General features: G+C 70.1%; 21 protein-coding genes and 2 tRNA genes. 16 read left to right on the top strand and 7 right to left on the bottom strand.

Going from position 1 to position 25,608, the window contains the following annotated elements; genetic code table 11:
- Positions 1-37 precede the first annotated feature (37 nt).
- Together SAM23877_RS12605 and SAM23877_RS12600 are read right to left on the bottom strand one after the other, a co-directional pair.
- Positions 38-679 carry a superoxide dismutase gene (locus tag SAM23877_RS12605; protein ID WP_053130860.1) on the bottom strand — a complete coding sequence of 214 codons (642 nt, stop codon included), beginning with the start codon at positions 677-679 and terminating at the stop codon, positions 38-40.
- 168 nt (positions 680-847) lie between these two features.
- The gene (locus SAM23877_RS12600; protein WP_053130857.1) at positions 848-2,227 is read right to left on the bottom strand and encodes an amino acid permease; all 1,380 of its coding nucleotides are present in this window, start codon (positions 2,225-2,227) and stop codon (positions 848-850) included.
- A gap of 388 nt (positions 2,228-2,615) precedes the next feature.
- Between SAM23877_RS12600 and SAM23877_RS12595 the strand changes: the two genes are divergently transcribed.
- A complete protein-coding gene (locus SAM23877_RS12595) occupies positions 2,616-3,197 on the top strand; it encodes a biotin transporter BioY (protein WP_053130855.1) in 582 nt (193 codons plus the stop codon).
- A gap of 77 nt (positions 3,198-3,274) precedes the next feature.
- On the opposite strand, the gene SAM23877_RS12590 is transcribed toward SAM23877_RS12595, so the two are convergent.
- Positions 3,275-4,717, bottom strand: coding sequence for an amino acid permease (locus tag SAM23877_RS12590; protein ID WP_053130852.1), 1,443 nt, complete (start codon positions 4,715-4,717; stop codon positions 3,275-3,277).
- A 206-nt stretch (positions 4,718-4,923) separates the two neighbouring features.
- On the opposite strand from SAM23877_RS12590, the gene SAM23877_RS12585 reads away from it, so the two are divergent.
- Positions 4,924-5,409 carry a ribose-5-phosphate isomerase gene (locus SAM23877_RS12585; RefSeq protein ID WP_053130849.1) on the top strand — a complete coding sequence of 162 codons (486 nt, stop codon included), beginning with the start codon at positions 4,924-4,926 and terminating at the stop codon, positions 5,407-5,409.
- Positions 5,410-5,619: 210 nt separating this feature from the next.
- Positions 5,620-6,459 (top strand): Fpg/Nei family DNA glycosylase, encoded by an 840-nt coding sequence (locus tag SAM23877_RS12580; RefSeq protein WP_053130846.1) that lies wholly within the window; start codon positions 5,620-5,622, stop codon positions 6,457-6,459.
- Positions 6,460-6,535: 76 nt separating this feature from the next.
- Here the strand turns inward: SAM23877_RS12580 and SAM23877_RS12575 are convergent, their stop codons facing one another.
- A complete protein-coding gene (locus SAM23877_RS12575) occupies positions 6,536-7,762 on the bottom strand; it encodes a GNAT family N-acetyltransferase (protein WP_053142396.1) in 1,227 nt (408 codons plus the stop codon).
- 185 nt (positions 7,763-7,947) lie between these two features.
- Between SAM23877_RS12575 and SAM23877_RS12570 the strand changes: the two genes are divergently transcribed.
- Positions 7,948-9,180 (top strand): PP2C family protein-serine/threonine phosphatase, encoded by a 1,233-nt coding sequence (locus SAM23877_RS12570; RefSeq protein WP_053130843.1) that lies wholly within the window; start codon positions 7,948-7,950, stop codon positions 9,178-9,180.
- A gap of 13 nt (positions 9,181-9,193) precedes the next feature.
- Complete coding sequence (locus SAM23877_RS12565) at positions 9,194-9,691, top strand: HD domain-containing protein (protein ID WP_053130839.1); 498 nt, start codon at positions 9,194-9,196, stop codon at positions 9,689-9,691.
- On the opposite strand, the gene SAM23877_RS12560 is transcribed toward SAM23877_RS12565, so the two are convergent.
- Positions 9,688-10,872 (bottom strand): acyltransferase family protein, encoded by a 1,185-nt coding sequence (locus SAM23877_RS12560; protein WP_053130836.1) that lies wholly within the window; start codon positions 10,870-10,872, stop codon positions 9,688-9,690. The genes SAM23877_RS12565 and SAM23877_RS12560 overlap by 4 nt on opposite strands.
- Before the next feature lie 664 nt (positions 10,873-11,536).
- Between SAM23877_RS12560 and SAM23877_RS12555 the strand changes: the two genes are divergently transcribed.
- The gene (locus SAM23877_RS12555; protein WP_053130833.1) at positions 11,537-11,731 is read left to right on the top strand and encodes a hypothetical protein; all 195 of its coding nucleotides are present in this window, start codon (positions 11,537-11,539) and stop codon (positions 11,729-11,731) included.
- Between the two features lie 94 nt (positions 11,732-11,825).
- On the opposite strand, the gene SAM23877_RS12550 is transcribed toward SAM23877_RS12555, so the two are convergent.
- Positions 11,826-11,896: transfer RNA gene (locus SAM23877_RS12550), tRNA-Gly, on the bottom strand.
- Positions 11,897-12,056: 160 nt separating this feature from the next.
- Between SAM23877_RS12550 and SAM23877_RS12545 the strand changes: the two genes are divergently transcribed.
- The 5 genes from SAM23877_RS12545 to clpX all read left to right on the top strand — a co-directional run bounded on the left by SAM23877_RS12545 (position 12,057) and on the right by clpX (position 16,865).
- Positions 12,057-12,133, top strand: a tRNA-Pro gene (locus SAM23877_RS12545).
- A gap of 184 nt (positions 12,134-12,317) precedes the next feature.
- Positions 12,318-13,730: a trigger factor gene (gene tig / locus SAM23877_RS12540; protein ID WP_053130830.1), complete on the top strand. Its 1,413-nt coding sequence runs from the start codon at positions 12,318-12,320 to the stop codon at positions 13,728-13,730.
- Between the two features lie 287 nt (positions 13,731-14,017).
- Positions 14,018-14,623 (top strand): ATP-dependent Clp protease proteolytic subunit, encoded by a 606-nt coding sequence (locus SAM23877_RS12535; RefSeq protein WP_053142395.1) that lies wholly within the window; start codon positions 14,018-14,020, stop codon positions 14,621-14,623.
- A gap of 83 nt (positions 14,624-14,706) precedes the next feature.
- The gene (locus SAM23877_RS12530) at positions 14,707-15,387 is read left to right on the top strand and encodes an ATP-dependent Clp protease proteolytic subunit (RefSeq protein ID WP_053130827.1); all 681 of its coding nucleotides are present in this window, start codon (positions 14,707-14,709) and stop codon (positions 15,385-15,387) included.
- Between the two features lie 191 nt (positions 15,388-15,578).
- Positions 15,579-16,865 carry an ATP-dependent Clp protease ATP-binding subunit ClpX gene (gene clpX / locus SAM23877_RS12525; RefSeq protein WP_053130824.1) on the top strand — a complete coding sequence of 429 codons (1,287 nt, stop codon included), beginning with the start codon at positions 15,579-15,581 and terminating at the stop codon, positions 16,863-16,865.
- 581 nt (positions 16,866-17,446) lie between these two features.
- Here the strand turns inward: clpX and SAM23877_RS12520 are convergent.
- Positions 17,447-18,427: a hypothetical protein gene (locus SAM23877_RS12520; protein WP_053130821.1), complete on the bottom strand. Its 981-nt coding sequence runs from the start codon at positions 18,425-18,427 to the stop codon at positions 17,447-17,449.
- Between the two features lie 137 nt (positions 18,428-18,564).
- Between SAM23877_RS12520 and SAM23877_RS12515 the strand changes: the two genes are divergently transcribed.
- The 5 genes from SAM23877_RS12515 (at position 18,565) to SAM23877_RS12495 (ending at position 25,522) form a co-directional block, all read left to right on the top strand.
- Positions 18,565-21,189 (top strand): valine--tRNA ligase, encoded by a 2,625-nt coding sequence (locus SAM23877_RS12515; protein ID WP_053130818.1) that lies wholly within the window; start codon positions 18,565-18,567, stop codon positions 21,187-21,189.
- Between the two features lie 310 nt (positions 21,190-21,499).
- A complete protein-coding gene (folC, locus tag SAM23877_RS12510) occupies positions 21,500-23,023 on the top strand; it encodes a bifunctional tetrahydrofolate synthase/dihydrofolate synthase (protein WP_053130816.1) in 1,524 nt (507 codons plus the stop codon).
- Between the two features lie 8 nt (positions 23,024-23,031).
- Complete coding sequence (locus SAM23877_RS12505) at positions 23,032-23,388, top strand: DUF4233 domain-containing protein (RefSeq protein WP_053130812.1); 357 nt, start codon at positions 23,032-23,034, stop codon at positions 23,386-23,388.
- Between the two features lie 381 nt (positions 23,389-23,769).
- Positions 23,770-24,183 (top strand): nucleoside-diphosphate kinase, encoded by a 414-nt coding sequence (ndk, locus tag SAM23877_RS12500; RefSeq protein WP_053130809.1) that lies wholly within the window; start codon positions 23,770-23,772, stop codon positions 24,181-24,183.
- Between the two features lie 319 nt (positions 24,184-24,502).
- Positions 24,503-25,522, top strand: coding sequence for a rod shape-determining protein (locus SAM23877_RS12495; RefSeq protein WP_030381728.1), 1,020 nt, complete (start codon positions 24,503-24,505; stop codon positions 25,520-25,522).
- The last annotated feature ends 86 nt before the right edge of the window (positions 25,523-25,608 follow it).

The following is a 25,608-nucleotide window of genomic DNA, read 5'->3' as shown; positions in this document are numbered from 1 at the left end:
ACGATCACGAGGCAGGACGACTCGGGCGGTCAGGCGCTCACGGCGCCAGCAGCAGCGTGTTCGTACGGGAGGTCGCGGCCTCGTAGCGCTTCGCCACGTCCTGCCAGTTGACGACGGCCCACATCGCCTCGATGAAGTCGACCTTCTGGTTCTTGTACTGGAGGTAGAAGGCGTGCTCCCAGGCGTCGAAGACCAGGATCGGGGTGGCACCCTGCCCGACGTTGCCCTGGTGGTCGTAGACCTGCTCGACGATCAGCCGGCCGCTCAGCGGCTCGTACGCCAGCACGCCCCAGCCGGAGCCCTGGGTGGTCGCGGCGGCCTTGGTGAGCTGGGCCTTGAAGCCGGCGAAGGATCCGAACGACTCGGCGATCGCGTCGGCGAGCTCGCCCACGCCGTCCTTCTCCAGCGGTTCGCCGCCGCCGTCACCGGTCATGTTGTGCCAGTAGATCGAGTGCAGGATGTGCCCGGAGAGGTGGAAGGCCAGGTTCTTCTCCAGGCCGTTGACCGAGCCCCAGGACTCCTTGTCCCGCGCCTCCGCGAGCTGCTCCAGCGTGTCGTTGGCGCCCTTCACATAGGCCGCGTGGTGCTTGTCGTGGTGCAGCTCGATGATCTCGGGGCTGATCACGGGGGCCAGCGCGGAGTAGTCGTACGGCAGTTCAGGAAGCGTGTAGACGGACATGGCGGATCCCCTCCGACCTCTTATTGCAAAAGGCTTGCAAGTGCACGCTAGCAGCAAGAAGCCGCGGACGGCGGGTCGCGGGGGCGTACGGGCGTGCCGTGGCACGCGAAGAGGGCCCCCGCGCGGATCGTCTCCGTGCGAGGGCCCTCGAAGTGCTCCGGGCGGCGGCTAGGCGCGCGCCCGCCGCCGCTGCCAGGCGTAGCCGGCGGCCGCCAGGGCCAGCGTCATGGCGCCCGTCGAGTACAGCTGCACCCGTGTGTCCGGCTCGCGGGCCATCAGCACGAACACCGCGACCATGCCCGCCAGCGCCACCCACGTCAGCCACGGGAAGCCCCACATGCGCACGACCAGCTTCTCGGGCGCCTCCCGCTCCAGGCGGCGGCGCAGCCGCAGCTGGGAGACGGCGATGAAGATCCAGACGACCAGGATCACCGCGCCGATCATGTTCAGCAGCCAGGCGAAGACGTCGTCGGGCCGCCAGTAGCTGAGCAGTACGCAGCCGAAGCCGAAGAGGGAGGAGACGAGCACCGCGACCCGCGGCACCCCGCCCGACACCCGGCCCAGCGCCTTCGGGCCCTGGCCGCGTTCGACCAGCGAGTAGCCGATGCGCGAGGCGCCGTAGATGTTGGCGTTCATCGCGCTCAGCAGCGCGACCAGCACGACGACGTTCATGAGCTGACCGGCGCCCGGGATGCCCAGTTCGTCGAGGGCGGCGACGTACGGGCCCTTCTCCACGACCTCCGTGGAGTCCCAGGGCACCAGGGTGACGATGACCGCCATCGAGCCGATGTAGAACAGCGCGATGCGCCACATCGCCGTCCGTACGGCGCTCGCCACGCCCTTCACCGGGTTCTCCGACTCGGCCGCCGCGATGGTCACCGTCTCCAGGCCGCCGTAGGCGAACACCGAGGCGAGCAGACCGATGATCAGGCCGTTGCCGCCGTTCGGCAGGAAGTCGCTCAGGTGCGAGGTGCCGGGGGAGTCGGTGCCCGGCAGGACGCCGGCGATCGCCAGCACGCCGAGGACGAGGAACAGCGAGATCGCGCCGACCTTCAGGGCGGCGAACCAGAACTCGAACTCGCCGAAGTTCTTCACCGCGGCCAGGTTCGTCCCGCAGAACACCACCATGAACAGGGCCACCCAGGCCCACTCGGGCGTGCCCGGCAGCCAGCCGTGGACGATCTGCGCCGCGCCGATGCCCTCGAGCCCCACGGCCGTGCACAGCAGCACCCAGAAGGCCCAGCCCGCGGTGAAGCCGGCCCACGGCCCGATCGCCCGCTCGGCGTGCGCGGAGAAGGAACCCGAGGACGGATACGCGGCCGACATCTCGCCCAGCATCCGCATCACCAGCATTACGAGGAGACCGGAGAGGGTGTAGGCGACGACGATCGACGGCCCGGCGGCGGCGATGCCGGCCCCGGAGCCGACGAACAGCCCGGCACCGATCACACCGCCGAGGGCGATCATCGACAGGTGGCGCTGCTTGAGGCCGTGGGAGAGCGAGGCGCCGTCGGTCTGCGCCGGCGCCTCGGTGGTGCTGTTGGACATGGAGCGGCTCGTCCAATGCGTGGGGGGCAGGGAAAAAACGCCCACAGTCTCCGGCGTCGAGCCGGTCGGCGACACCGGTTGCCCACGATGCGGACGATCCCGATACGGAACGTGAGCGTCCGAATGCGATGTTCCGCTTCCGGGTGCGGTGCGGTGCGGTGCGGTGCGGTGCGGTGCGGTGCGGTTGCGGGGCCCGTGTGGTGCGGGTGACGCTCGCCTCCCCGACTCGGTGACCGGTGTCACCCCGAACGAGGTGTATCCGGCGCCCTTTGTCGGGAGCCCACCAAGCTCCCGAGCAGGCCTTTGTCGAGCACTGCTGGTGATCGGCCCGACCACGCTGGGATAGCGTCGCGGAGTCCCGACATGTCCACACCATCGCGGAGTCCCCATGAGCACCGCTGCCGTCCCCTCCCGCTCCGGGCAGGTCCTCGCCGACCTCGTCCCCTCCTCCCGAGTCCGGGATGTCGCCCTCGTGGCCGGCGGTGCCGTGCTCACCGGCCTCGCGGCCCAGATCGCGGTCCCCGTGCCGGGCTCCCCGGTCCCGGTGACCGGTCAGACCTTCGCCGCCCTGCTCGTCGGCACCTCGCTCGGCGCGCGCCGCGGCCTGCTCTCGCTCGCCCTGTACGCGCTGGTCGGCATGGCGGGCGTGCCGTGGTTCGCGGAGGGCGGCTCCGGCACCGGCGCCCCGTCCCTCGGCTACGTCTTCGGCATGCTGCTCGCCGCCACCGTCGTAGGAGCGCTGGCCCGTCGCGGTGCCGACCGCTCGATGCTGCGCATGGCCGGCACGATGCTGGTCGGCGAGGCGATCATCTACGCCGTCGGCGTCCCGTACCTGGCCCTCGCCGCGGACATGTCCCTGACCGCCGCGATCGCGGCCGGCCTCACCCCCTTCCTGCTTGGCGACGGGCTGAAGGCCGCCCTGGCGATGGGCCTGGTGCCCACCGCCTGGAAGCTGGTCGGCAAGCGGTAGACGCGACGGCCGTACGGAAGAGGGGCCGGCCGGATCGCATCGCGATCCGGCCGGCCCCTCTCGGTGTTCCGCTGCCGTCAGCTCCTGTCGGCGACGGCCTTGCGCGCGCCCAGCCTCTGCTTGACGAAGGCGACGGCGAGCACGAGCGCCGCGACGAGCAGCGACAGCAGCACGGTCGTGCGCCCGTTGTGCTCGGTGTCGGTCAGCATGTAGCCGAGGACGAAGACGATGACGCCGGCGGCCGCCCAGGTCAGGTACGGGAACAGCCACATCCGCACCACCAGCCGCTCCGGTGCCTCCGCCTGGATGATCTTCCGCATCCGCAGCTGCGAGAAGCAGATCACCAGCCACACGAAGAGCGCCACGGCCCCGGAGGAGTTGACGAGGAACAGGAAGACGGAGTCCGGGAACTCGTAGTTGAAGAACACGGCGACGAAACCGAACACCACGGAGACGAGGATCGCCGTCCGCGGCACACCGCGCCGCGTGGTCCGGGCGAAGGCCTTCGGGGCGTCGCCCCGCTGACCGAGCGAGAAGGCCATGCGGGAGGCCGTGTAGAGCCCGGAGTTCAGGCAGGAGAGCACGGACGTCAGCACGATGAAGTTCATGATCTGGCCGGCGTTGGCGATGCCGAGCGAGTCCAGCGCGGCCACGTACGAACCCTTGTCGATGATCGACTGCGAGTCCCAGGGCAGCAGGGCGACCACGACGAAGATGGAGCCCAGGTAGAAGACGGCGATACGCCAGATGATGCTGTTGGTCGCCTTGGTGACGGCCCGCTGCGGGTCCTCGGACTCGCCGGCGGCCAGGGTGGGGATCTCGCTGCCCATGAAGGAGAAGACCACGAGCAGCACGCCGGTCAGGATCGCCCCCGCCCCGTGCGGCAGGAAGCCGCCGTGCTCCGTCAGGTTGGCCAGCCCCGCCTGCTCGCTGTCGACGCCCGGCAGCAGCCCGAAGACGGCCAGCCCGCCGACGACGATGAACGCGGCGATCGCGACGACCTTGATCCCGGCGAACCAGAACTCGAACTCGCCGTAGGAGCCGACCGAGACCAGGTTGGTGGCGGTCAGCACGACCATCACGATCAGGGCCCAGCCCCACTGGGGCACGGCCGGTATCCATCCTTCGAGGATCTTGGCGCCGGCGGTCGCCTCCACCGCCAGCACGACGACCCAGAAGAACCAGTAGAGCCAGCCGATGGAGAACCCGGCCCAGGGCCCGAGTGCCCGGTCGGCGTGCGCGGAGAAGGAACCCGAGGTCGGGTTGGCGGCGGACATCTCGCCGAGCATCCGCATCACCAGCACCACGAGGGTGCCGACGAGGGCGTACGAAAGAAGAATGCCGGGCCCGGCGGTGGCGATACCGGAACTGGAACCCACGAACAGCCCGGCCCCGATGACACCGCCAATGGCGATCATCGAGAGGTGGCGGTTCTTGAGTCCGGCCTGGAGCCCGGTCCCGGGGTCTCCGGGGCTGTCGGGGCCTTCCTCGGCCTTGGTCAGGGTCGGCTGCGAAGTCATGGGGTGGTTTTCCTTTGCGCCGGTCGAGCAGTTTCCCGTACGAGCGGTGTACGAGCCGGACCAGTGAAACGGAGGTGAACGAATTCGGGAACCTTTGATTCCGGATCGTTACTTGAGATTTCCCTGAGCTTCCATTGTTTCACCTGGCCTTTTCAGACCCGACACCCGACGCTGCTGCCCCGCGGGGCGCGTGTCACACTCGATCCATGCGCGTGTATCTCGGCTCCGACCATGCGGGCTACGAACTCAAGAACCACCTCGTCGAGTGGCTCAAGGCGGCGGGCCACGAGCCCGTCGACTGCGGCCCGCACCTCTACGACGCCCAGGACGACTACCCGCCCTTCTGCCTCCGCGCCGCGGAGCGGACGGCCGCGGACTCCGACGCCCTCGGCATCGTGATCGGCGGCTCCGGAAACGGTGAGCAGATCGCGGCGAACAAGGTGAAGGGCGTGCGCGCGGCGCTGGCCTGGAGCGAGGAGACGGCGGCCCTGGGCCGGCAGCACAACGACGCCAACGTCGTGGCCGTCGGTGCCCGGATGCACACCCAGGAGGAGGCGACGAAGTTCGTCGAGACCTTCCTCGCCACACCGTTCTCCGGCGACGAGCGCCACATCCGCCGCATCGACATGCTCACCTCCTACGAGACGACCGGCGACCTCCCGCCCGTCCCGGCCCACCACCCGCAGCAGTAACCCCACGCTCCGTCCGCGCGGCGCGGGACCGGCTTCCGGCCGGCCGGGCCGCACGGGCGGGCACCCTTTCCAGGGGTACGAGGGGTGGGAGACCCCGCCGGGTGGCGGGGCGGAGCCCCGGTGCACGGCCGCCCCGGCGAGCCGAGCGGGTGGGCCCCAGGGGGCAGCCCGGGCCGCGGAGCCCCGGGGTGACGCAGGAAGGACGACTCCGTGCCGGAAGGCCACACGATCCACCGGCTGGCGCAGGACTACGCCGCCGCCTTCGCGGGCAGGGCCGTGCGCGTCACCAGCCCGCAGGGCAAGTTCTCCGACGCCGCCGCCCTCCTCACCGGCACCGCCCTCACCCGCACCGAGGCCCACGGCAAACACCTCTTCCTGGGCTTCCGGGACGCCGACTGGGTCCACATCCACCTCGGCCTCTTCGGCAAGGTCACCTTCGGTGGCGCCCCCGCGCCCCCGCCCACCGACACCGTCCGCCTGCGCCTCGCCGACGACACCGCGTACGTGGACCTCCGGGGGCCCACCACCTGTGCCCTGATCACCGATCCGGAGAAGCAGGCGATACACGACCGCCTCGGCCCCGACCCCCTGCGTCCGGACGCCGACCCCCGCGCCGCGTACCGCCGCGTCTCCCGCAGCCGCACCACCGTCGCCGCCCTGCTCATGGACCAGAAGGTCATCGCCGGCGTCGGCAACGTCTACCGCGCCGAGGTCCTCTTCCGCCACGGCATCGATCCCTACCGCCCGGGCCGGGACATCACGCCCGCCGAGTGGGACGCGATCTGGCACGACCTGACCGGCCTCATGCGCGAGGGCGTCAGGAACAACCGCATCGACACCGTCCGCCCCGAGCACACCCCCGAGGCCATGGGCCGCCCGCCCCGCGTCGACGACCACGGCGGCGAGGTCTACGTCTACCGCCGGGCGCAGCAGCCCTGCCACCTCTGCGGCGACCTCGTCCGCACCGCGGACCTCGCCGCCCGCAACCTCTTCTGGTGCCCCACCTGCCAGCAGAAGCCGAGCCGCGGGCGCGAGCAGCGCCGGACGTAGCGGCCCGGGGCCGGGCGTGGCGGGTTTGTGGCCGGGCGTGGCTCAGTGGCCCGGCGTCGGACGGAGCGGTCCGTTGTCAGAAGCCGTGCGGCAGCCACGGCGCGACGTCCGAGCCGAACCCCACCGACGCCTCCGCCAGCGCGCCCGGCCGCACCTCCCGCACGCGGCCGGCCGCGCCCAGCGAGGCCAGGCTCACGCCTCCGAGATAGGCCGCGCTCAACTCCCGTACGGACAGGGCGAGATCCGCCGCGTCGGACGTACGCTCGCAGGTCGCCCCCTTCGCGTCCCCGCTGAGCCGCCAACGCCCGGCGTTCCAGGGGCAGAAGGCGTCCTCGACCTCCAGCACGACGTCCACCGGCGCGAGGTAGGTCCGCGCCGTCAGCGCCCCCGCCACGTCCACCAGCCGTACGTACAACGCGTCCCGCAGCGCCGGACGGCACCGCCGGATGTCCGACACCTGGTACTGCCACTCCTCGTCGACCGGCCGTCCCGCCACGGCCAGCGTGGAGGTCAGGTCGATGCCGAACAGGAAGCGCCACAGCGCCGCCCTGGTCGCCGGGTCCAGCCCGGCCAGGTCGGTCAGGGCCACCGTGCCCCTGGGACCCTCGTCCCCCCACGCCGGCCGCACCCGGAACCGCGCGTACCCGGTGACCTCGCCGCCTCGCCGGGCCACCACGCACTGCAGGGGAGAGGCCCCCTCGCGCTTGCTCTCCGGGTCCAGCAGCCCGACCCGCTCCCAGCCGGGCCGGCGCGCCAGCATCCCCGGCCGCCCGGGGACCAGCCGCGCGTACACCGCCTCGCACGCGTCGAGCACCTCCGCGGGCGCCGCGTACTCCAGCCGTACGTCATCCGTGTCGTCCGGCACGGACAGCCGGACCCGGTCCGTGTCGATCTCCGCGTTGATCTGGAAGGTCGCGGCGCCGTACCCGAACCGGCCGTAGATCCCCGGTTCGGAGGCCGTCAGCACGGCCAGCGGTTCGCCCCACGACCGTACGTCGTCCAACTGCCGGCGCATCATCGTCGTCAGCAGGCCCCGGCGCCGGTGCGTGGCGGCGACGCTCACCATCGTCACGCCCGCCGCGGGCACCTCGGCCCCGCCCGGGACGGTCATCCGGAAACCGAACGCCCCGGCCGTCCCGACGCACCGGTCGCGCTCCCAGAGACCGATGGAGCGGTCGGCCTCGGTCAGGGACGCGTAGAGCTCCTTCTCCTCCGCCGACTCCGGCACCCCGCCGAAGGCACGGATCAGCGTCCCGTACCACTCGCTCCACTCGTCCTGCCGCAGCACTCGCAGCTCGGTCATCACATCGCTGTCCTCGCCCATGGAACCCATGCGTATCAGGGCCGCCCGGGTCGGTCGAACCAATTTCCGCCAGGTTGCGGCGCGACGGCCGTACGTGAAGTTCACTGTGAAGTCCGGCCTCGGACGGGGGACAAGTGGGGCCTCCCGTGCCAAGCGGCCGGTCCGATGGATAGGGTCCCGAACTAATGGCAGCAGGACGACAGCGGCGCGCGGAGGCCGATACGTTCACGGCCCGGTGGAAGAAGCAGTGGCACCGGGCCCGCGTCGGCATGCGCAGGTCCGCCGTCGACTACTTCCGCGGCGACGGCTCGGACTGGATCGCCCTGGCCGGGCTGCTGCTGATGATCCCCGTGATCGCGGCCACCACGATGATGAACAGCGTGTGGTGCTCACCGGCCGCGCTGGTCCTGCCGATCGTCGCGGGCGGTCTGCTGCTGCGCCCGGCGAGCCTGCTCGGCCTGTACGCGGCGGCGGCCACCGCGCTGATCGTGGAGTCGGTGCAACTGGGCCCGTACACCGAGGGCCCCTCCCGGGTCACCCCCGGCGTCGTCCTGGTCGTCGCGGCGTGCGGCTTCTTCGGGCTGCTGGTCGCCCAGTTCCGCAGCCGGGTCGGCGTGCCCTGGCGGCGCGGCGGCACCATGCTCTTCGACCTGCGCGAACGCATCAGGGTCCAGAGCAAGCTGCCGGGCCTGCCCTCGGGCTGGCACCGTGAGATGGCGCTGCGCCCGGCCGGCGGCCAGTCCTTCTCCGGAGACTTCGTCGTCGCGGCCCGCACGAACGGCGGCCGGACCCTGGAGGTGGTCCTCACCGACGTCTCCGGCAAGGGCATGGACGCGGGCTCACGCGCACTGCTGCTCTCCGGCGCCTTCGGCGGTCTGCTGGGCAGCCTCCCCCCGCACGCCTTCCTCCCGGCCGCCAACGGCTACCTGCTCCGCCAGGACTGGGACGAGGGCTTCGCCACCTCCATCCACCTCGTCCTCGACCTCGACTCCGGCGACTACGAGCTGTACTCCGCCGGACATCCGCCGGGTCTCCAGCTCAGCGCGGGCACCGGCCGCTGGGAGGAGAAGTCCGCCGAGGGACCGCTGCTCGGCGTGTACGACGGGGCGCAGTTCGACCCCGTGAAAGGCTCCCTGCGCCCCGGAGACGTGCTGATGCTGTTCACGGACGGTCTGGTGGAGACCTCCGACCGCGACATCGCCGAGGGCATCGACCGTCTCACCGGCGAGGCCGACCGCTATGTCGCGGGCGGATTCCACGGCGCCGCCTGGCACCTGATCGAGGCGGTCGCCAAGGACGTCAACGACGACCGGGCGCTCCTGCTGATCTGCCGGGAGGGCGCGACGGCCCACAGCCCGGCCGTGCCCGCCCAGACAGCCGTGGCCCCGACGGCGGCGGCCCCGACGACGGCCGACTGACACACTGGACGGCGTGCCCCCCACTCCCTCACCCACCGGCGAACCCTCCCCGGCTCTCTCCACGGCCGAGGTCGAGGCCACCGCCCGCGCCGCCCACGCCGGACAGACCGACAAGGCAGGACGGCCCTACGCCGAACACCTGCGGGCCGTCGCCGAGGGCGTCCGGCGGCGCGGCGGCGACGAGGAGCAGATCGCGGCGGCCTGGCTGCACGACGCCGTCGAGGACGACGCGCTGTCCGAGAACTGGCTGCGCGAGGCCGCGTTGAGCCGGCGTACCAAGGACATCGTGCTCGCCCTCACCAAGCGCGCGGGGGAGCCGCCCGAGGAGTACGCCGCGCGCATCCTCGCCACGCCCGGCGCGCGCCTGGTCAAGGAGGCCGACCTGGCGCACAACGCCGACCCGGCGCGGCTCGCGATGCTCGACGAGGCCACCCGCGCACGCCTGACCGAGAAGTACACGCGGATGCGCGCACTCCTCGGCCTGGACGACGACCCGGCGGCCCGACGCTAGACGGAGACCTTCTCGCCGGCCCTGCTGGGCACGTGCGCCTCGCGCACCTCGTGCGCCTCGCGTGTCGCGCGCACCTCGGGCTTCTCCCGCCGCTCACGGTCGCGGGCGGCCTCGCCCGGGTCCCGCCGGAAGGCCCACTCCATCCTCGGCTCCACCACGCACCGCAGGACCCGCTGGACGGGCTTGGTGCACAGCACGGTGATGACGGCGGCCCCGAGGACGGTGAGCCCGATCTCCCCGAGCGGCCGGTCGAGCGCGGGATGGGAGAACCAGCCGGCGTAGGTGCCCTCCTTCACGAGGAAGCCGTGCAGCAGGTAGCCGAAGATCGTGCCCGCGCCGAGGGCCGTGAACCACATGCGGCGGCCGGGGACCCAGGCGAAGAAGCACGCGGACAGCACCACCGAGCAGCCGAAGAGCGCGAGCGTCAGGACGGGCCCGGTCCACCAGGGGGCGCCCGTGTCCTGCACCGCGGCGTTGCGGTAGAACCAGCCGGTCTCCATGCGCGGCACCGACCACCAGGCGACGACCACCGCGGCCGCGACCACCGGCACGGACATGATCCGCACCGAGCGGCGCCGCACCAGCCGGAAGTGCTCGGGGCGCAGCAGCAGGCCCAGCACGAAGCACGGCAGGAACTGCAGCACCCGCTGCATGTTCAGGTCGTTGCCGATCGTGGGCGTCACGGAGGCCAGCGCGGCGATGCCCAGGGCGACCGGCAGCGGCCGGCGGATCGTCTTCCAGACGGGGGTGGTCAGCCGCCAGACGAACAGCGCGCACAGGAACCACAGCAGGTAGGTGGGGTCCAGCAGGCTGATGTCGGCGCCCGGGTCCTCGCTGAGGCGGCGGTGCAGCGCGTAGGCGACCTCGAAGACGACGTAGGGGACGGCGACACCGGTGATCAGCCGTTTGACGCGCTGGGGACTCAGATCGAAACTGCGCGAGAAGTAGCCGGAGATGATGATGAACGCCGGCATGTGGAACGTGTACAGGACCCGGTACAGGGTCTCCACGGTCCGGTTCCCGTCCAGGATCTGGCCCCAGGCGTGACCGACACCGACCAGCACGATCGCCAGGTACTTGGCGTTGTCGAAGAACGCGTCGCGCCGACGGTCCGGCTGCGGCTGCCGGTCCGACGGGAGCGGCGTCTTCAGGCCGTCGCGCGGTCGCAGCGAGCTCGTCATGCGACCCCCCGCCGAGAAATCGGCGAGTCGTCACAGGACCTCGCTGCTCTGGTGGGGGACGGGGCAGCGTAGAACATCTGAGGCACCCTAGCGTTCTCCGCGGGAATCCGTAAAACCTCCGACGTCATTCCCGTATTCGCATCCCCGAGTGCCTCGTGAGCCCTGTGCATTTCGGGGAACACGACCTCCGTGACCCCGTGGCGGCCCTGCGCCCCCGAGCAGCGCCGCGCACGGAACGGGGCCCCGGACCACCCCACTTGTCACGACTCGTCATGACTAAACAGTGCATAAGTCCGGCGGGCGACTCCACTGGAATGTCCGCTTCAATGGGCTTACGGGGCCCGTTGACGGCTGCGAGATCTCCCTGTGATGTGCCCCTCGATGTGTGTCCCGTGACAATTCGAATTATCTGCGAACGCGTTGTGTGGGCATCGAAACGAAGTGGCTGGAATTCCCCGCACGGGTGCCCTGTCGAATTCATGTGCGAGGTGCGATGGTTGAGTACGTCCGCGTGCGCGGGGAACTGCGACACCCCAGGAGCCGGCCGGACGATGTGTCACCTGCCGCATAGCGGGGCCCGGTTGGTGGCACGATGGTTCTGGCGGGGGTGTGCGCGGCCGCACCCCCGGGCCGGGAGAGGGACCGACCTAGGGTGTGATCAGTTGTGGCCATTTCACTGTCAGTGGTGCTGCTGTTGGCGATCATCCTGGTGGTGTTGCTGCGAGGGGGGTCCATCAAGGCGGGCCCGGCGATCGTCGCGGTCCTCTTCGGCTTCTTCCTGGCGTCGACCGGCATGGCCGACGACATCCAGCGGTTCCTGAACTCGATAGCGGACACGATCAACTCGATCCAGTTCTAGCCGGGCCGCCGCCTCCGGGCGGCGCGAAGGCGTCCGGGCAGCACGAAGGCCTCCGGCCCGGTCCCTTGGCGGGACCGGGCCGGAGGCCTCTCGGAGCGGGCGACGGGAATCGAACCCGCGTAGCTAGTTTGGAAGACTAGGGCTCTACCATTGAGCTACGCCCGCACAGCGCACCGCAGGTCGGTGACCGCGGCACTGCAGGCATCCTAGCGGGTCGTCCCGCCTCACCGCACACCCCTTCCGGCCGTGCCGGACCGTGCGGGGCACGCGGGAAACCCGGAGGGCCGTGACGCCCGGCGGCATGTACCCTACGTGTCGCACCAGACGGGGTGTGGCGCAGCTTGGTAGCGCGTCCGCTTTGGGAGCGGAAGGCCGTGGGTTCAAATCCCGCCACCCCGACCACCTCGGTCGATCGTCCCGGACGAGTGCGAGTGATCGCCTTTTGGGCCGTGTAGTCGCTGCCGTTACTATGCAAGCTGCACGCCCGTGTGTCTCAGCGTCTGAAGTCTCCCGGGCGGCGAAATTTGCCGGATGCCGCTCTGGCTCCGGCAGAACCCAAGAAGTCAGCCACCAAGGAGACCGAACCGTGAAGAGCGCCGTGGAGACCCTGAACCCGACCCGGGTTCGGCTCACTGTCGAGGTGCCCTTCGAGGAGCTCAAGGACAGCCTCGACGCGGCGTACAAGAAGATCAACCAGCAGGTCACGGTGAAGGGCTTCCGCAAGGGCAAGATCCCGGCCCGGGTCATCGACCAGCGGTTCGGCCGCGGTGCGGTTCTGGAGGAGGCGGTCAACGACGCGCTTCCCAAGTTCTACACCGACGCGGTCAACGAGGCCGAGCTGAACCCGCTCGGCCAGCCCGAGGTCGACATCACGGAGCTGAAGGACGGCGAGACGCTGAACTTCACCGCCGAGGTCGACATCCGTCCGACCGTCGAGATCCCGGACTACTCCGGCATCGAGGTCGAGGTCGACGCCGTCGAGGTCAGCGACGAGGACGTCGAGAAGTCGGTCGAGCAGCTGCGCGAGCGCTTCGCCTCCACCTCCCCGGTCGAGCGCGCCGCCGAAGACGGTGACGTGGTCACCCTCGACCTGCAGGCCAAGGTCGACGGCGAGGTCCTCGAGGACGGCGTGGCCGACGGTGTCTCGTACACCATCGGCTCCGGTGAGCTGCTGGAAGGCATCGACGACGCCGTGAAGGGCCTGGAGGCCGGTGGCGAGACCACCTTCACCTCCGAGCTCAAGGGCGGTTCGGCGGCCGGCAAGGAGGCCGAGGTCACCGTCAAGGTCACCCAGGTCGCCAAGCGCGAGCTGCCCGAGCTGGACGACGACTTCGCGCAGCTCGCGTCGGAGTTCGACACGCTGGAGGAGCTGCGCGCCGACAGCCGCAAGCGCCTCGCCAACATGAAGCAGTACGACCAGGCCACGCAGGCCCAGGAGCGTGTCCTGGACAAGCTGCTCGAGCTGGTCGAGGTCCCGATCCCCGAGAAGCTCCTCGAGGACGAGATCAACACCCGTAAGCACAACCTCGAGCACCACCAGCTCGGCCAGATGGGTCTCGACCTCGAGAAGTACCTCGAGCTCCAGGGCAAGACCGCCGAGGAGTTCGACACCGAGACCCGCGAGGCCGCGGTCAAGGGCATCAAGACCCAGTTCGTCCTCGACGAGCTGGTCAAGCAGGAGAACCTCAACGTCAGCCAGGAGGAGCTCACCGAGCACCTCATGCGGCGCGCGGCCTCCTCCGGCATGTCCCCCGACCAGTTCGCCCAGGCCGTCGTCGAGCAGGGCCAGGTCCCGCTCCTCGTCGGCGAGGTCGCCCGCGGCAAGGCCCTGGCCGTCGTGGTCGAGAAGGCCACGGTCAAGGACACCAACGGCGAGCTCGTCGACCTGGACGACGAGGAGGAGGAGACGGAGGCCGCCGAGGCCGCCGCCGAGTCCGCCGAGTCCGGTGACGACAAGGCCGCCGAGGCCGACAAGGCCGAGGAGAAGACCGAGGGCTGATCCCCTCGCGCCGTCCCCGACGGACGCTGGAACGGGCCCCGGACGTTGTGACGCCGGGGCCCGTTCCTCGTACGGCCGGGCGGCCCGCCCGCGCCCGCACCCCGTCCCGCGGAGCTCTACGCCCCCGGCGAACACCGCGAGAACCGGGATGGCGCCGCAGGCCCACCGCGTTAGGGTCCATGAATACGAGGGCAGGGGAGTCCCCGAAAGCGGCTCCAGCCCCGCAGGGAAACGTGAGACGGCCCGGCGCCGTCGTAAGACGAGCAGGTGGATACGTGACGAATCTGATGCCCTCAGCCGCCGGCGAGCCCTCCATCGGTGGCGGCCTCGGCGACCAGGTCTACAACCGGCTGCTCGGCGAGCGGATCATCTTCCTCGGCCAGCCGGTCGACGACGACATTGCCAACAAGATCACCGCACAGCTGCTGCTCCTTGCCGCCGACCCGGACAAGGACATCTTCCTGTACATCAACAGCCCGGGCGGATCGATCACGGCCGGTATGGCGATCTACGACACCATGCAGTTCATCAAGAACGACGTGGTGACCATCGCGATGGGTCTCGCCGCCTCCATGGGACAGTTCCTGCTCAGCGCGGGCACCCCGGGCAAGCGCTTCGCCCTGCCGAACGCCGAGATCCTGATCCACCAGCCCTCCGCGGGCCTGGCCGGCTCGGCCTCGGACATCAAGATCCACGCCGAGCGGCTGCTGCACACCAAGCGGCGCATGGCCGAGCTCACGGCCCAGCACACCGGCCAGACGATCGAGCAGATCACCCGCGACTCGGACCGCGACCGCTGGTTCGACGCCTTCGAGGCCAAGGAGTACGGCCTCATCGACGACGTGATCCCCACGGCCGCCGGCATGCCGGGCGGCGGCGGTACCGGGGCCTGAGCCCACTGCGGGCCCCAGCCGGGGGCCCCAGCGCGCCCCAGCCAGCCTCAGCCGACCGCCTCAGCCCCTTTCCAGGAGACACTGTGAACGACTTTCCCGGCAGCGGCCTGTACGACCGCGCCCGTGCCGAGTACACCGGCCCCTCGGCCGAGTCCCGCTACGTGATCCCGCGCTTCGTCGAGCGCACCTCCCAGGGCGTTCGCGAGTACGACCCGTACGCGAAGCTCTTCGAGGAGCGCGTGATCTTCCTCGGCGTCCAGATCGACGACGCCTCCGCCAACGACGTCATGGCGCAGCTGCTGTGCCTGGAGTCGATGGACCCGGACCGGGACATCTCGGTCTACATCAACAGCCCCGGCGGCTCCTTCACGGCGCTCACGGCCATCTACGACACGATGCAGTACGTGAAGCCGGACGTCCAGACGGTCTGCATGGGCCAGGCGGCCTCCGCCGCGGCCGTCCTGCTGGCCGCGGGCACGCCCGGCAAGCGCATGGCGCTGCCGAACGCGCGCGTCCTGATCCACCAGCCGTACAGCGAGACCGGCCGCGGTCAGGTCTCCGACCTGGAGATCGCCGCCAACGAGATCCTGCGGATGCGCGCGCAGCTGGAGGAGATGCTGGCCAAGCACTCCACCACGCCCGTCGAGAAGATCCGCGAGGACATCGAGCGCGACAAGATCCTCACGGCCGAGGACGCGCTGAGCTACGGCCTGATCGACCAGATCATCACCACCCGGAAGATGGACAACTCCTCTCTCCGCTAGGCGGGAGGCTGTATCGTCTGCCGCTCCTTGGCACGGTTTGACGCGATTCACGTCAAAGCGAACCGTGCCAAGGGGGGCCCGGACGGGGGGCCCGGCAAGGTACCGTCGGACATAAGGCAGCACCAGGAGTCCGCCGGCCGTCGACGTCACGTCGACGGTCAGGCATCTCCCAGGCGAAGGGGAAGCACACCGTGGCACGCATCGGTGACGGCGGCGATCTGCTCAAGTGCTCGTTCTGCGGAAAGAGCCAGAAGCAGGTCAAGAAGCTCATCGCAGGGCCCGGTGTCTACATCTGCGACGAGTGCATCGATCTCTGCAACGAGATCATCGAGGAAGAGCTCGCCGAGACCAGCGAGGTGCGCTGGGAGGAGCTCCCGAAGCCCCGCGAGATCTACGAGTTCCTCGAGGGCTACGTGGTCGGCCAGGAGGCGGCCAAGAAGGCCCTCTCCGTCGCGGTGTACAACCACTACAAGCGGGTCCAGGCCGGCGAGAACGGCGGCGCCCAAGGCCGCGAGGACGCCATCGAGTTGGCGAAGTCCAACATCCTGCTGCTGGGCCCCACGGGCTCCGGCAAGACCCTCCTCGCGCAGACCCTCGCGCGCATGCTGAACGTCCCGTTCGCGATCGCCGACGCCACGGCGCTCACCGAGGCGGGGTACGTCGGCGAGGACGTCGAGAACATCCTGCTGAAGCTGATCCAGGCCGCGGACTACGACGTCAAGAAGGCCGAGACCGGGATCATCTACATCGACGAGATCGACAAGGTCGCGCGGAAGAGTGAGAACCCCTCCATCACGCGCGACGTGTCGGGCGAGGGCGTCCAGCAGGCCCTGCTGAAGATCCTGGAGGGCACCACCGCCTCCGTCCCGCCGCAGGGCGGCCGCAAGCACCCCCACCAGGAGTTCATCCAGATCGACACGACGAACGTCCTGTTCATCGTGGGCGGCGCCTTCGCCGGCCTGGAGAAGATCATCGAGGGCCGCGCGGGCGCCAAGGGCATCGGCTTCGGCGCGCAGATCCGCTCCAAGCGGGAGATCGAGTCCAAGGACCAGTTCGAGCAGGTCATGCCGGAGGACCTGGTCAAGTTCGGCATGATCCCCGAGTTCATCGGCCGCCTCCCGGTCATCACCTCGGTCCACAACCTCGACCGCGAGGCCCTGCTCCAGATCCTGGTCGAGCCGCGCAACGCACTCGTCAAGCAGTACGAGCGCCTCTTCGAACTCGACGGCGTGGAGCTGGACTTCGAGCGCGAGGCGCTGGAGGCCATCGCCGACCAGGCCATCCTCCGCCAGACCGGCGCCCGCGGCCTGCGCGCCATCATGGAGGAGGTCCTCCAGGGCGTGATGTACGAGGTCCCGTCCCGCAAGGACGTCGCCCGCGTCGTCATCACGGCGGACGTGGTCCTCTCCAACGTCAACCCGACCCTCATCCCGCGGGATTCGCGGGGCCGGGGCCCGGGGGAGCAGAAGACGGCGTAGCAGCGGCACAGTGCCGCCGCAGCCCACAAAAAGGCTGCGGCAAAGGGTGCAGCCGCTCCCTTTTCGCCATTTGATGACAAGATCGCGTCAGATGAGCAGGGGGCAGTGGGGCCGCGCTTTGTCGCCGTGGTCTGGTGGTGCCACCACGTCGACTAGGTGTTCGAACCGTCGGCGGAAGAAACGGGAGGCGCCTCATGAGGTCACGCAGCATCAAGGCGGCATTGGCAACGGTAGGTGTGGTCGCTGCTGCGGGTGTCATGCCGTTGGTTACGGCGACGCCCGCCGGCGCTGCCCAAAGCACATGTGTGAACTACGTAGGCAACAAGGGCTACCTTGTCGGGCCGAAGGTCCGCTCCGCCTGTAGCCGTGGGGCGATCGACATGGGCGTCGGGAAGGTACCGAACCCGGTCTGTACGACCAGGCTGCTGCAGGCAGGCGTTGACGGGAACGTGGCGACCTCGGCCTGTCTGCGCGCCTGACGGGCACATCGCGGCGCGAGGTCCGAGGCCTGTAACGAGTGGAGGGCGGTTCGGCACTGAGCCGAACCGCCCTCCACTCGTGGCAATGAGCCGGACAGGATGTCACGCCTTGACGCGGACGTCCTTGCGAAGCTTGGCGGTGAGTTCGGCCGCCTTCTCCAGGTCGGCCGGCTTGCCGGCCATGGCGTCCGCCAGGTCCATGTTGATGATGACGCCGAGGGTGCTGTGGTCACCCCAGATGCACACCGGCATGCTGAACTCCGACGGGCCGGAAGCGGCGGAACCCGCAGACGCGTCGGCGTTCTCGACCTTGGTCTCCTGACACTTCAGGATCGCGCCGTCCAGATCGCTGGGCTTGTACTCCTGGGGACTGCCGACGACCTCGCCCTCGGTCTCCTTGTCCTTGCCGGCGTTCTTCTTGAGCTCGGCGAACATGGCGTCCACGACCTTCTCCGGGTCGTCGATCTCGCCGTACACGCCCATGAAGTTGATCATCTTCATGGAGAGCGGATTGGTCTCGTCCCCGGCCTCGTAGCCCGCGTTGACGTCCTGCGCGTCTTTGACGCCGTGCTTCTCGGCCTCTTCGAGGTCGCTCTTGTCGAAACCGCCGCTGTCCGCGTTGCTTCCCTTTTTGTACTCTCCGCCGAGCACCGTCGCCGGCGTCGTCAGTTTGTGGGGGCCGTCGTCGGCGATGTCCGAGCCGCCGCCACCGCTGCTGCCGAAGACGAAGTACGCCCCCACGCCGATCGCCGCCACGACGGCGACCGCGCCGATGATCAGGCCCGCCTTCTTCTTGCCGCCGCCCGAGGCCGGGGGCTGGGGCATGCCGTAGGGCTGCTGGCCGTAGGGAGGCTGCTGGCCGTACGGGGGCTGCTGGCCGTAGGGCGGGGTCTGCGGGGGGACGCCGCCCTGCGGGGGCTGCTGCGGGTAGCCGTAACCCGGCTGCGGGGGAGGCGTCTGCTGGGGGTAGCCATAGCCGGGCTGGGGGGCCTGCGGCGGCTGCTGGCCGTACGGCCCCTGCTGGCCGTACGGTCCGGGCTGCTGAGGCTGCCCGCCGTACGGGCCCGGCTGGTTGTGACTCATTACTGGGTTCCCCTCCAGATGTTTACGTGGTGCTGACATCCTGACGCAGCCAGGGCCGACCGCAGCCACCGGGGGCCGCACCGTTACAAACGAAACGCGTTTCGGGACACGGTCGTGACGCCCGTAAACTGACCCCCGTGACCGAGAACACTCAGCAGCCGCAAGCAGCGCCCACGACCGAACTGCCGACCCAGTACACGCCGGCCGAGGTAGAGGGGAAGCTGTACGAGCGCTGGGTAGAACGGGGCTACTTCGAGGCGGACGCGGCCAGCGACAAGCCTCCGTACACCGTCGTCATCCCGCCGCCGAACGTCACGGGCAGCCTGCACCTCGGGCACGCCTTCGAGCACACGCTCATCGACGCCCTGACCCGCCGCAAGCGGATGCAGGGGTACGAGACGCTGTGGCAGCCCGGCATGGACCACGCCGGCATCGCCACGCAGAACGTCGTCGAGCGGGAGCTGGCCAAGGAGGGCAAGTCCCGGCACGACCTCGGCCGGGAGGCCTTCGTCGAGCGGGTCTGGCAGTGGAAGGCCGAGTCCGGCGGGCAGATCAGCGGCCAGATGCGGCGCCTCGGCGACGCGGTCGCCTGGTCGCGTGAGCGCTTCACGATGGACGAGGGCCTCTCCCAGGCCGTCCAGACCATCTTCAAGCGGCTCTACGACGACGAGCTGATCTACCGCGCCGAGCGCATCATCAACTGGTGCCCCAGGTGTCTGACGGCCATCTCCGACATCGAGGTCGAGTACCAGGACGACGACGGCGAGCTCGTCTCCATGAAGTACGGCGACGGGGACGAGACGATCGTCGTCGCCACCACCCGTGCCGAGACGATGCTCGGTGACACCGCCGTCGCCGTCCACCCGGAGGACGAGCGGTACAAGCACCTCGTCGGCAAGCTGATCAAGCTGCCGCTGACCGACCGCTCCATCCCGGTCGTCGCCGACGAGCACGTCGACCCCGAGTTCGGCACCGGCGCCGTCAAGGTGACGCCCGCCCACGACCCGAACGACTTCGAGATCGGCCAGCGCCACGACCTGCCCGCCATCGCCGTGATGGACGAGCACGCCGTCATCACCGCCCACGGCCCCTTCCAGGGCCTGGACCGGCTGGAGGCCCGCTCCGCCATCGTCGCCGCACTGCGCGCCGAGGGCCGGATCGTCGCCGAGAAGCGGCCCTACGTCCACTCCGTCGGCCACTGCTCGCGCTGCAAGACCACCATCGAGCCGCGCCTGTCCATGCAGTGGTGGGTCAAGGTCGGCCCGCTCGCCAAGGCGGCCGGTGACGCCGTCCGCGAGGGCAAGGTCAAGATCCACCCGCAGGAGATGGAGAAGCGGTACTTCGACTGGGTCGACAACCTCCACGACTGGTGCATCTCGCGCCAGCTGTGGTGGGGCCACCGCATCCCCGTCTGGTACGGCCCGAACGGCGAGATCGTCTGCGTCGGCCCCGACGAGCAGCCGCCGAGCGGTGAGGGCTGGTACCAGGACGCCGACGTCCTGGACACCTGGTTCTCCTCGGGCCTGTGGCCGTTCTCCACGCTGGGCTGGCCGGAGCGGACCGACTCGCTGGCGAAGTTCTACCCGAACTCCGTCCTGGTCACCGGCTACGACATCCTCTTCTTCTGGGTCGCCCGGATGATGATGTTCGGTCTGTACGCGATGGACGGGACCCCGCCGTTCCACACCATCGCCCTGCACGGCATGGTCCGTGACCAGAACGGCAAGAAGATGTCCAAGTCCTTCGGGAACGTCGTGAACCCGCTGGACTGGATGGACAAGTACGGCTCCGACGCCCTGCGCTTCACCCTCGCGCGCGGCGCCAACCCGGGCGTCGACGTCCCGATCGGCGAGGACTGGGTCCAGGGCTCCCGGAACTTCGCCAACAAGATCTGGAACGCCACCCGCTTCGCGCTGATGAACGGCGCGACCGTGGAGGGCCCGCTGCCGGACGCGTCGGCGATGTCCTCGACGGACCGGTGGATCCTGTCGCGGCTGAACTCGGTCGTCGCCGAGGTCGACGCGTACTACGAGGACTACCAGTTCGCGAAGTTGTCCGACACCCTGTTCCACTTCGCCTGGGACGAGGTCTTCGACTGGTACGTCGAACTGTCGAAGACCACCTTCCAGGCGGGCGGCGAGGCCGCCGAGGTCAGCAAGCGCGTCCTCGGCGAGGTCCTCGACGTCACGCTGCGGCTGCTGCACCCGGTCGTCCCCTTCGTCACCGAGACGCTGTGGACGACGCTCACGGGCGGCGAGTCGGTCGTGATCGCCCAGTGGCCGACGGACTCGGGCTTCCGGGACGCGGACGCCGAGCGGGAGATCGAGACCGTCCAGTCGGTGATCACCGAGGTCCGCCGCTTCCGCGCCGACCAGGGCCTCCAGCCCGGCCAGCGGGTCCCGGCCCGGCTGACCCTCGCGGGCAGCGCGCTCGCCGCGCACGAGGCGGCCGTCCGGCAGCTGCTGCGGCTCCAGCCGGAGGGTGACGCCTTCACGGCGACGGCGACGCTGCCGGTCGCGGGCGTCGAGGTCGCGCTCGACCTCTCCGGCGTCATCGACTTCGCCGCCGAGCGCAAGCGGCTGGCGAAGGACCTCGCCGCCGCCGAGAAGGAGAAGGCGCAGGCCACGGCCAAGCTGGGCAACGAGGCGTTCCTCGCCAAGGCGCCCGACCAGGTCGTGGACAAGATCCGCGGGCGGCTGGCCAAGGCGGACGAGGACATCGCCCGCATCCAGGCCCAGCTGGAGAAGCTGCCGCAGGCGTGACGCCGGTACGTCGATGAAGGCTCCCGGTGCCGTGTCGGTACCGGGAGCCTTCACGTCCTCAAGGGAACGCGGGGCTGTATCGATGCGCGGCTCCGCCGCGTGGGCGTGACCAGCCACCTGGGCGCCGCACTCGCCGCGAGACCCATGCCACCCCACTCCGTCGGCGCCCGGCAGGGGGTCGCGCGGCCCGGCGCCACGGGGTGCCGCCCGCGCCCGCCCTCACCCACTCTCGGCTACGCTCGAGCGGGGGGACCCCCATCGCCCCAAGCGGCACGACTGCCCGCGACCCGGGGTACGTAGACTGGTCCCCGTGAGCGACATCCCCGGCCAGAACGACCCGCCCGAGCCCGACGACTCCACCAGCGACTTCGACGAGATCATCGCGGCCGAGACCACCCGCGACCCCGACCTCGCCGTCATCGAGGCCGGCAGCCGCACGCTGCGCACCCAGGGCGGCCCCCCGCAGGCCGACGTGCCCGGGCGCCCCGAGGACCCCGAGGTGGACCGGGCGCTGCGCGAGGTCGAGGCGGAGCTCGCGACCCGCTGGGGCGAGACCAAGCTGGAGCCCTCCGTCTCCCGCATCGCCGCGCTGATGGACGTGCTGGGCGACCCGCAGCGGTCGTACCCCTCCATCCACATCACGGGGACCAACGGCAAGACCTCCACCGCCCGCATGATCGAGGCCCTGCTCGGCGCCTTCGAGCTGCGCACCGGGCGGTACACCTCGCCGCACGTGCAGTCGATCACCGAGCGGATCAGCCTGGACGGCGCCGCGATCGCCGCCGAGCGGTTCATCGAGACGTACCAGGACATCAAGCCGTACGTCGAGATGGTCGACGGGCAGCAGGAGTACCGGCTGTCGTTCTTCGAGGTGCTGACCGCCATGGCGTACGCCGCCTTCGCCGACGCGCCCGTCGACGTGGCCGTCGTCGAGGTCGGCATGGGCGGTTCCTGGGACGCCACCAACGTCATCGACGGGGACGTCGCCGTCGTCACCCCCATCGACCTGGACCACACCGACCGGCTCGGCGAGACGCCCGGCGCGATCGCCACCGAGAAGGCCGGCATCGTCAAGCAGGACGCCACCGTGATCCTGGCCCAGCAGCCGGTGGACGCGGCGCAGGTCATGCTGAAGAAGGCGGTGGACGTCAACGCCACCGTGGCCCGCGAAGGGCTGGAGTTCGGCGTCGTCGCGCGGGAGGTCGCCGTCGGCGGGCAGCTGGTGACCCTGCGTGGGCTCGGCGGCGAGTACACCGAGATCTACCTGCCGCTGCACGGCGCCCACCAGGCGCACAACGCGGCGGTCGCGCTGGCCGCCGTCGAGGCGTTCTTCGGCGTCGGCGCGCAGCGCCCCGAGCCGCTGGACGTCGACACCGTGCGCAAGGCCTTCGCCGCCGTCGCCTCACCGGGGCGGATGGAGGTGGTCCGGCGCTCGCCGACCGTGGTGCTGGACGCCGCGCACAACCCGGCGGGCGCCCGCGTCACCGCCGAGGCGGTCGGGGAGGCCTTCCAGTTCAGCCGGCTCATCGGCGTGGTCGGTGCCAGCGGCGACAAGAACGTGCGCGGGCTCCTGGAGGCCTTCGAGCCGGTCTTCGCCGAGGTCGTCGTCACCCAGAACACCAGTCACCGCGCGATGGACGCCGACGAGCTGGCCGGGATCGCCGTCGAGGTGTTCGGCGAGGACCGCGTCCAGGTCGAGCCGCGACTGCCGGACGCCCTGGAGGCCGCGATCACGCTGGCCGAGGAGGAGGGCGAGTTCGCGGGCGGCGGTGTGCTCGTCACCGGTTCCGTCATCACCGTCGGAGAAGCCCGGCTGCTGCTGGGGAAGGGCTGAGGATCCACGTGCGTACGCTCTGTGCTTCGACCTTGATCGGCGAGTTCTTCGTCATCGGCTTCGCCGGACTGGTCGCCATGAAGGACCCGGACCTGGCCACGGGGACGGTGTGGACGGTCAGCGGCATCGCGATGTTCCTGTGCGTGGCCCTGTGCGGCGTGGTGACCCGGCCGGTCGGCGTCGCCCTCGGCTGGGCCCTGCAGATCGCCCTGATCGCCTCCGGGTTCATCGTGTCGTCCATGTTCTTCCTGGGCGCGATCTTCGCGGCCCTGTGGTGGGCCTCGGTGCACTACGGGCGGAAGATCGACGAGGCGAAGGCGAGGTTCGCCGCCCAGGCCGAGGGCGCGGCCCCCGACGCCGCCTGAGCAGCCTCCGCGGGGGCGCGCTGCCCGACGCCGCATGAGGAGATCTCGCGGGGCACGCTCCGCGGGGCGCCGCCCGGTCGCCGTACGGGATGGTTTCGCGGGGCGCCGTCCGGTCGCCGTACGGGGTGGTTTCGCGGGGTAGTGGCTGGTCGCCGTCCGAGGAGGCTTGGTGGGGGCGCTGTCCGTCGCTGCCGGAGCCTGCCTCGGCAGGGGCTGTCCGATGCCGCTCGAGCAGCCTTCGCGGGGCGCTGACCGTCGCCGCTGGAGGAGCTCGGCGGTGCGCCGCCCGGTCGTCGGCTGACGCTGCGTGACGGGTGCCGCGACACGCCCGGTAACCTCAGTCATCACGCCGCACCACCGCACACCCCAAGGGAGCCCGTCGTGACCCAGCGCAGCCTCGTCCTCCTCAAGCCCGACGCCGTCCGTCGCGGCCTGACCGGCGAGATCATCAGCCGTATCGAGCGCAAGGCCGGCTGGCAGATCACCGCGCTGGAACTGCGCACCCTGGACACCGACACGCTGGAGCAGCACTACGGCGAGCACAAGGGCAAGCCCTTCTACGAGCCGCTGGTCGAGTTCATGTCGTCCGGTCCGGTCGTCGTCCTGGTCGTCGAGGGCGAGCGGGTCATCGAGGGCGTGCGCGCGCTGGCCGGTTCGACCGACCCGATCGCCGCCGCCCCCGGCTCCATCCGCGGGGACTTCGGCGTGATCGTCCGGGAGAACCTGATCCACGCCTCCGACTCCGAGGAGTCCGCCGAGCGCGAGCTGAAGATCTTCTTCCCGGGCCGGGTCTGAGCCTCCTTCCGGACACGCCGGACACATCTTTTTTCTGACGCCGCGTCAGCCGAATGGCCCGCAGCGCACCGGGGCGGTCGCGTAAAAGCGACCGCCCTGTGGCATATGCGCGCCTGATCGGGGGAACGGATGCCCCCGTTGGCCCGTCTCCACAAGCGAGGCGCGGCGCCATCTGCTGACAATGGCGAAGACCCTCGCGCAGTGTTCGCGAAAGCGCGTCTACGATGGAAGCCTCCACGCGTCACTGCACCCACTTCGCCTACCTGAAAAGCCCTCAAAAGCTCCTGGGAAGGCCAGTCGAATCCTGATGGGGAACTCAATGTCGTTCATCGGCCGTGACATGGCTGTCGACCTCGGGACCGCCAACACGCTGGTGTACGTCAGGGGTCGCGGGATCGTACTCAACGAGCCGTCCGTCGTCGCGATCAACACCAACACCGGTGGCATCCTCGCGGTCGGCGCCGAAGCGAAGAAGATGATCGGGCGCACGCCCGGCAACATCGTTGCCGTGCGCCCGCTGAAGGACGGCGTCATCGCCGACTTCGAGATCACCGAGCGGATGCTCCGCTACTTCATCCTGAAGATCCACAAGCGGCGGTATCTGGCTCGTCCGCGGGTCGTCGTCTGTGTGCCCTCGGGCATCACCGGCGTCGAGCGCCGCGCCGTCATCGAGGCGTCGTCCCAGGCCGGCGCTCGTCAGGTGCACATCATCGAGGAGCCCATGGCCGCGGCCATCGGCTCCGGCCTGCCGGTCCACGAGGCCACGGGCAACATGGTGGTGGACATCGGCGGCGGCACCACGGAGGTCGCGGTCATCTCGCTCGGCGGCATCGTCACCGCCCAGTCCATCCGTGTCGCGGGTGACGAGCTGGACAACGCGATCATCCAGCACGTCAAGAAGGAGTACAGCCTTCTGCTGGGTGAGCGCACGGCCGAACAGATCAAGATCACGATCGGTTCGGCGTACGACCTCGACTCCGACGAGCACACCGAAATCCGCGGCCGGGACCTCGTCTCCGGGCTGCCCAAGACCGTCGTCATCTCCGCCGCCGAAGTGCGCAAGGCGATCGAGGAGCCGGTCAACGCGATCGTCGACGCCGTCAAGACCACCCTCGACAAGTGTCCGCCGGAGCTGTCCGGCGACATCATGGACCGGGGCATCGTCCTGACCGGCGGCGGCGCCCTGCTGCGCGGGCTCGACGAGCGGCTGCGCCGGGAGACCGGAATGCCGATCCACATCGCCGAGGACCCGCTGGACAGCGTGGCGCTCGGCTCCGGCAAGTGCGTCGAGGAGTTCGAGGCGCTCCAGCAGGTGCTGGACGCCCAGCCCCGCAGATGACGTAACGCTTCGGTTCCGCCGTACGAGACGATCTCCTCTCGTGCGGCGGATCGTTGATATAGAGGCTTCAGTACGGCAAGCACGGC

The sequence above is a fragment of the Streptomyces ambofaciens ATCC 23877 genome (assembly GCF_001267885.1).
Lineage (GTDB): Bacteria > Actinomycetota > Actinomycetes > Streptomycetales > Streptomycetaceae > Streptomyces > Streptomyces ambofaciens.
Note: the sequence above shows the minus strand (reverse complement) of the source record. Positions and strands in the feature narration are given on the sequence as shown.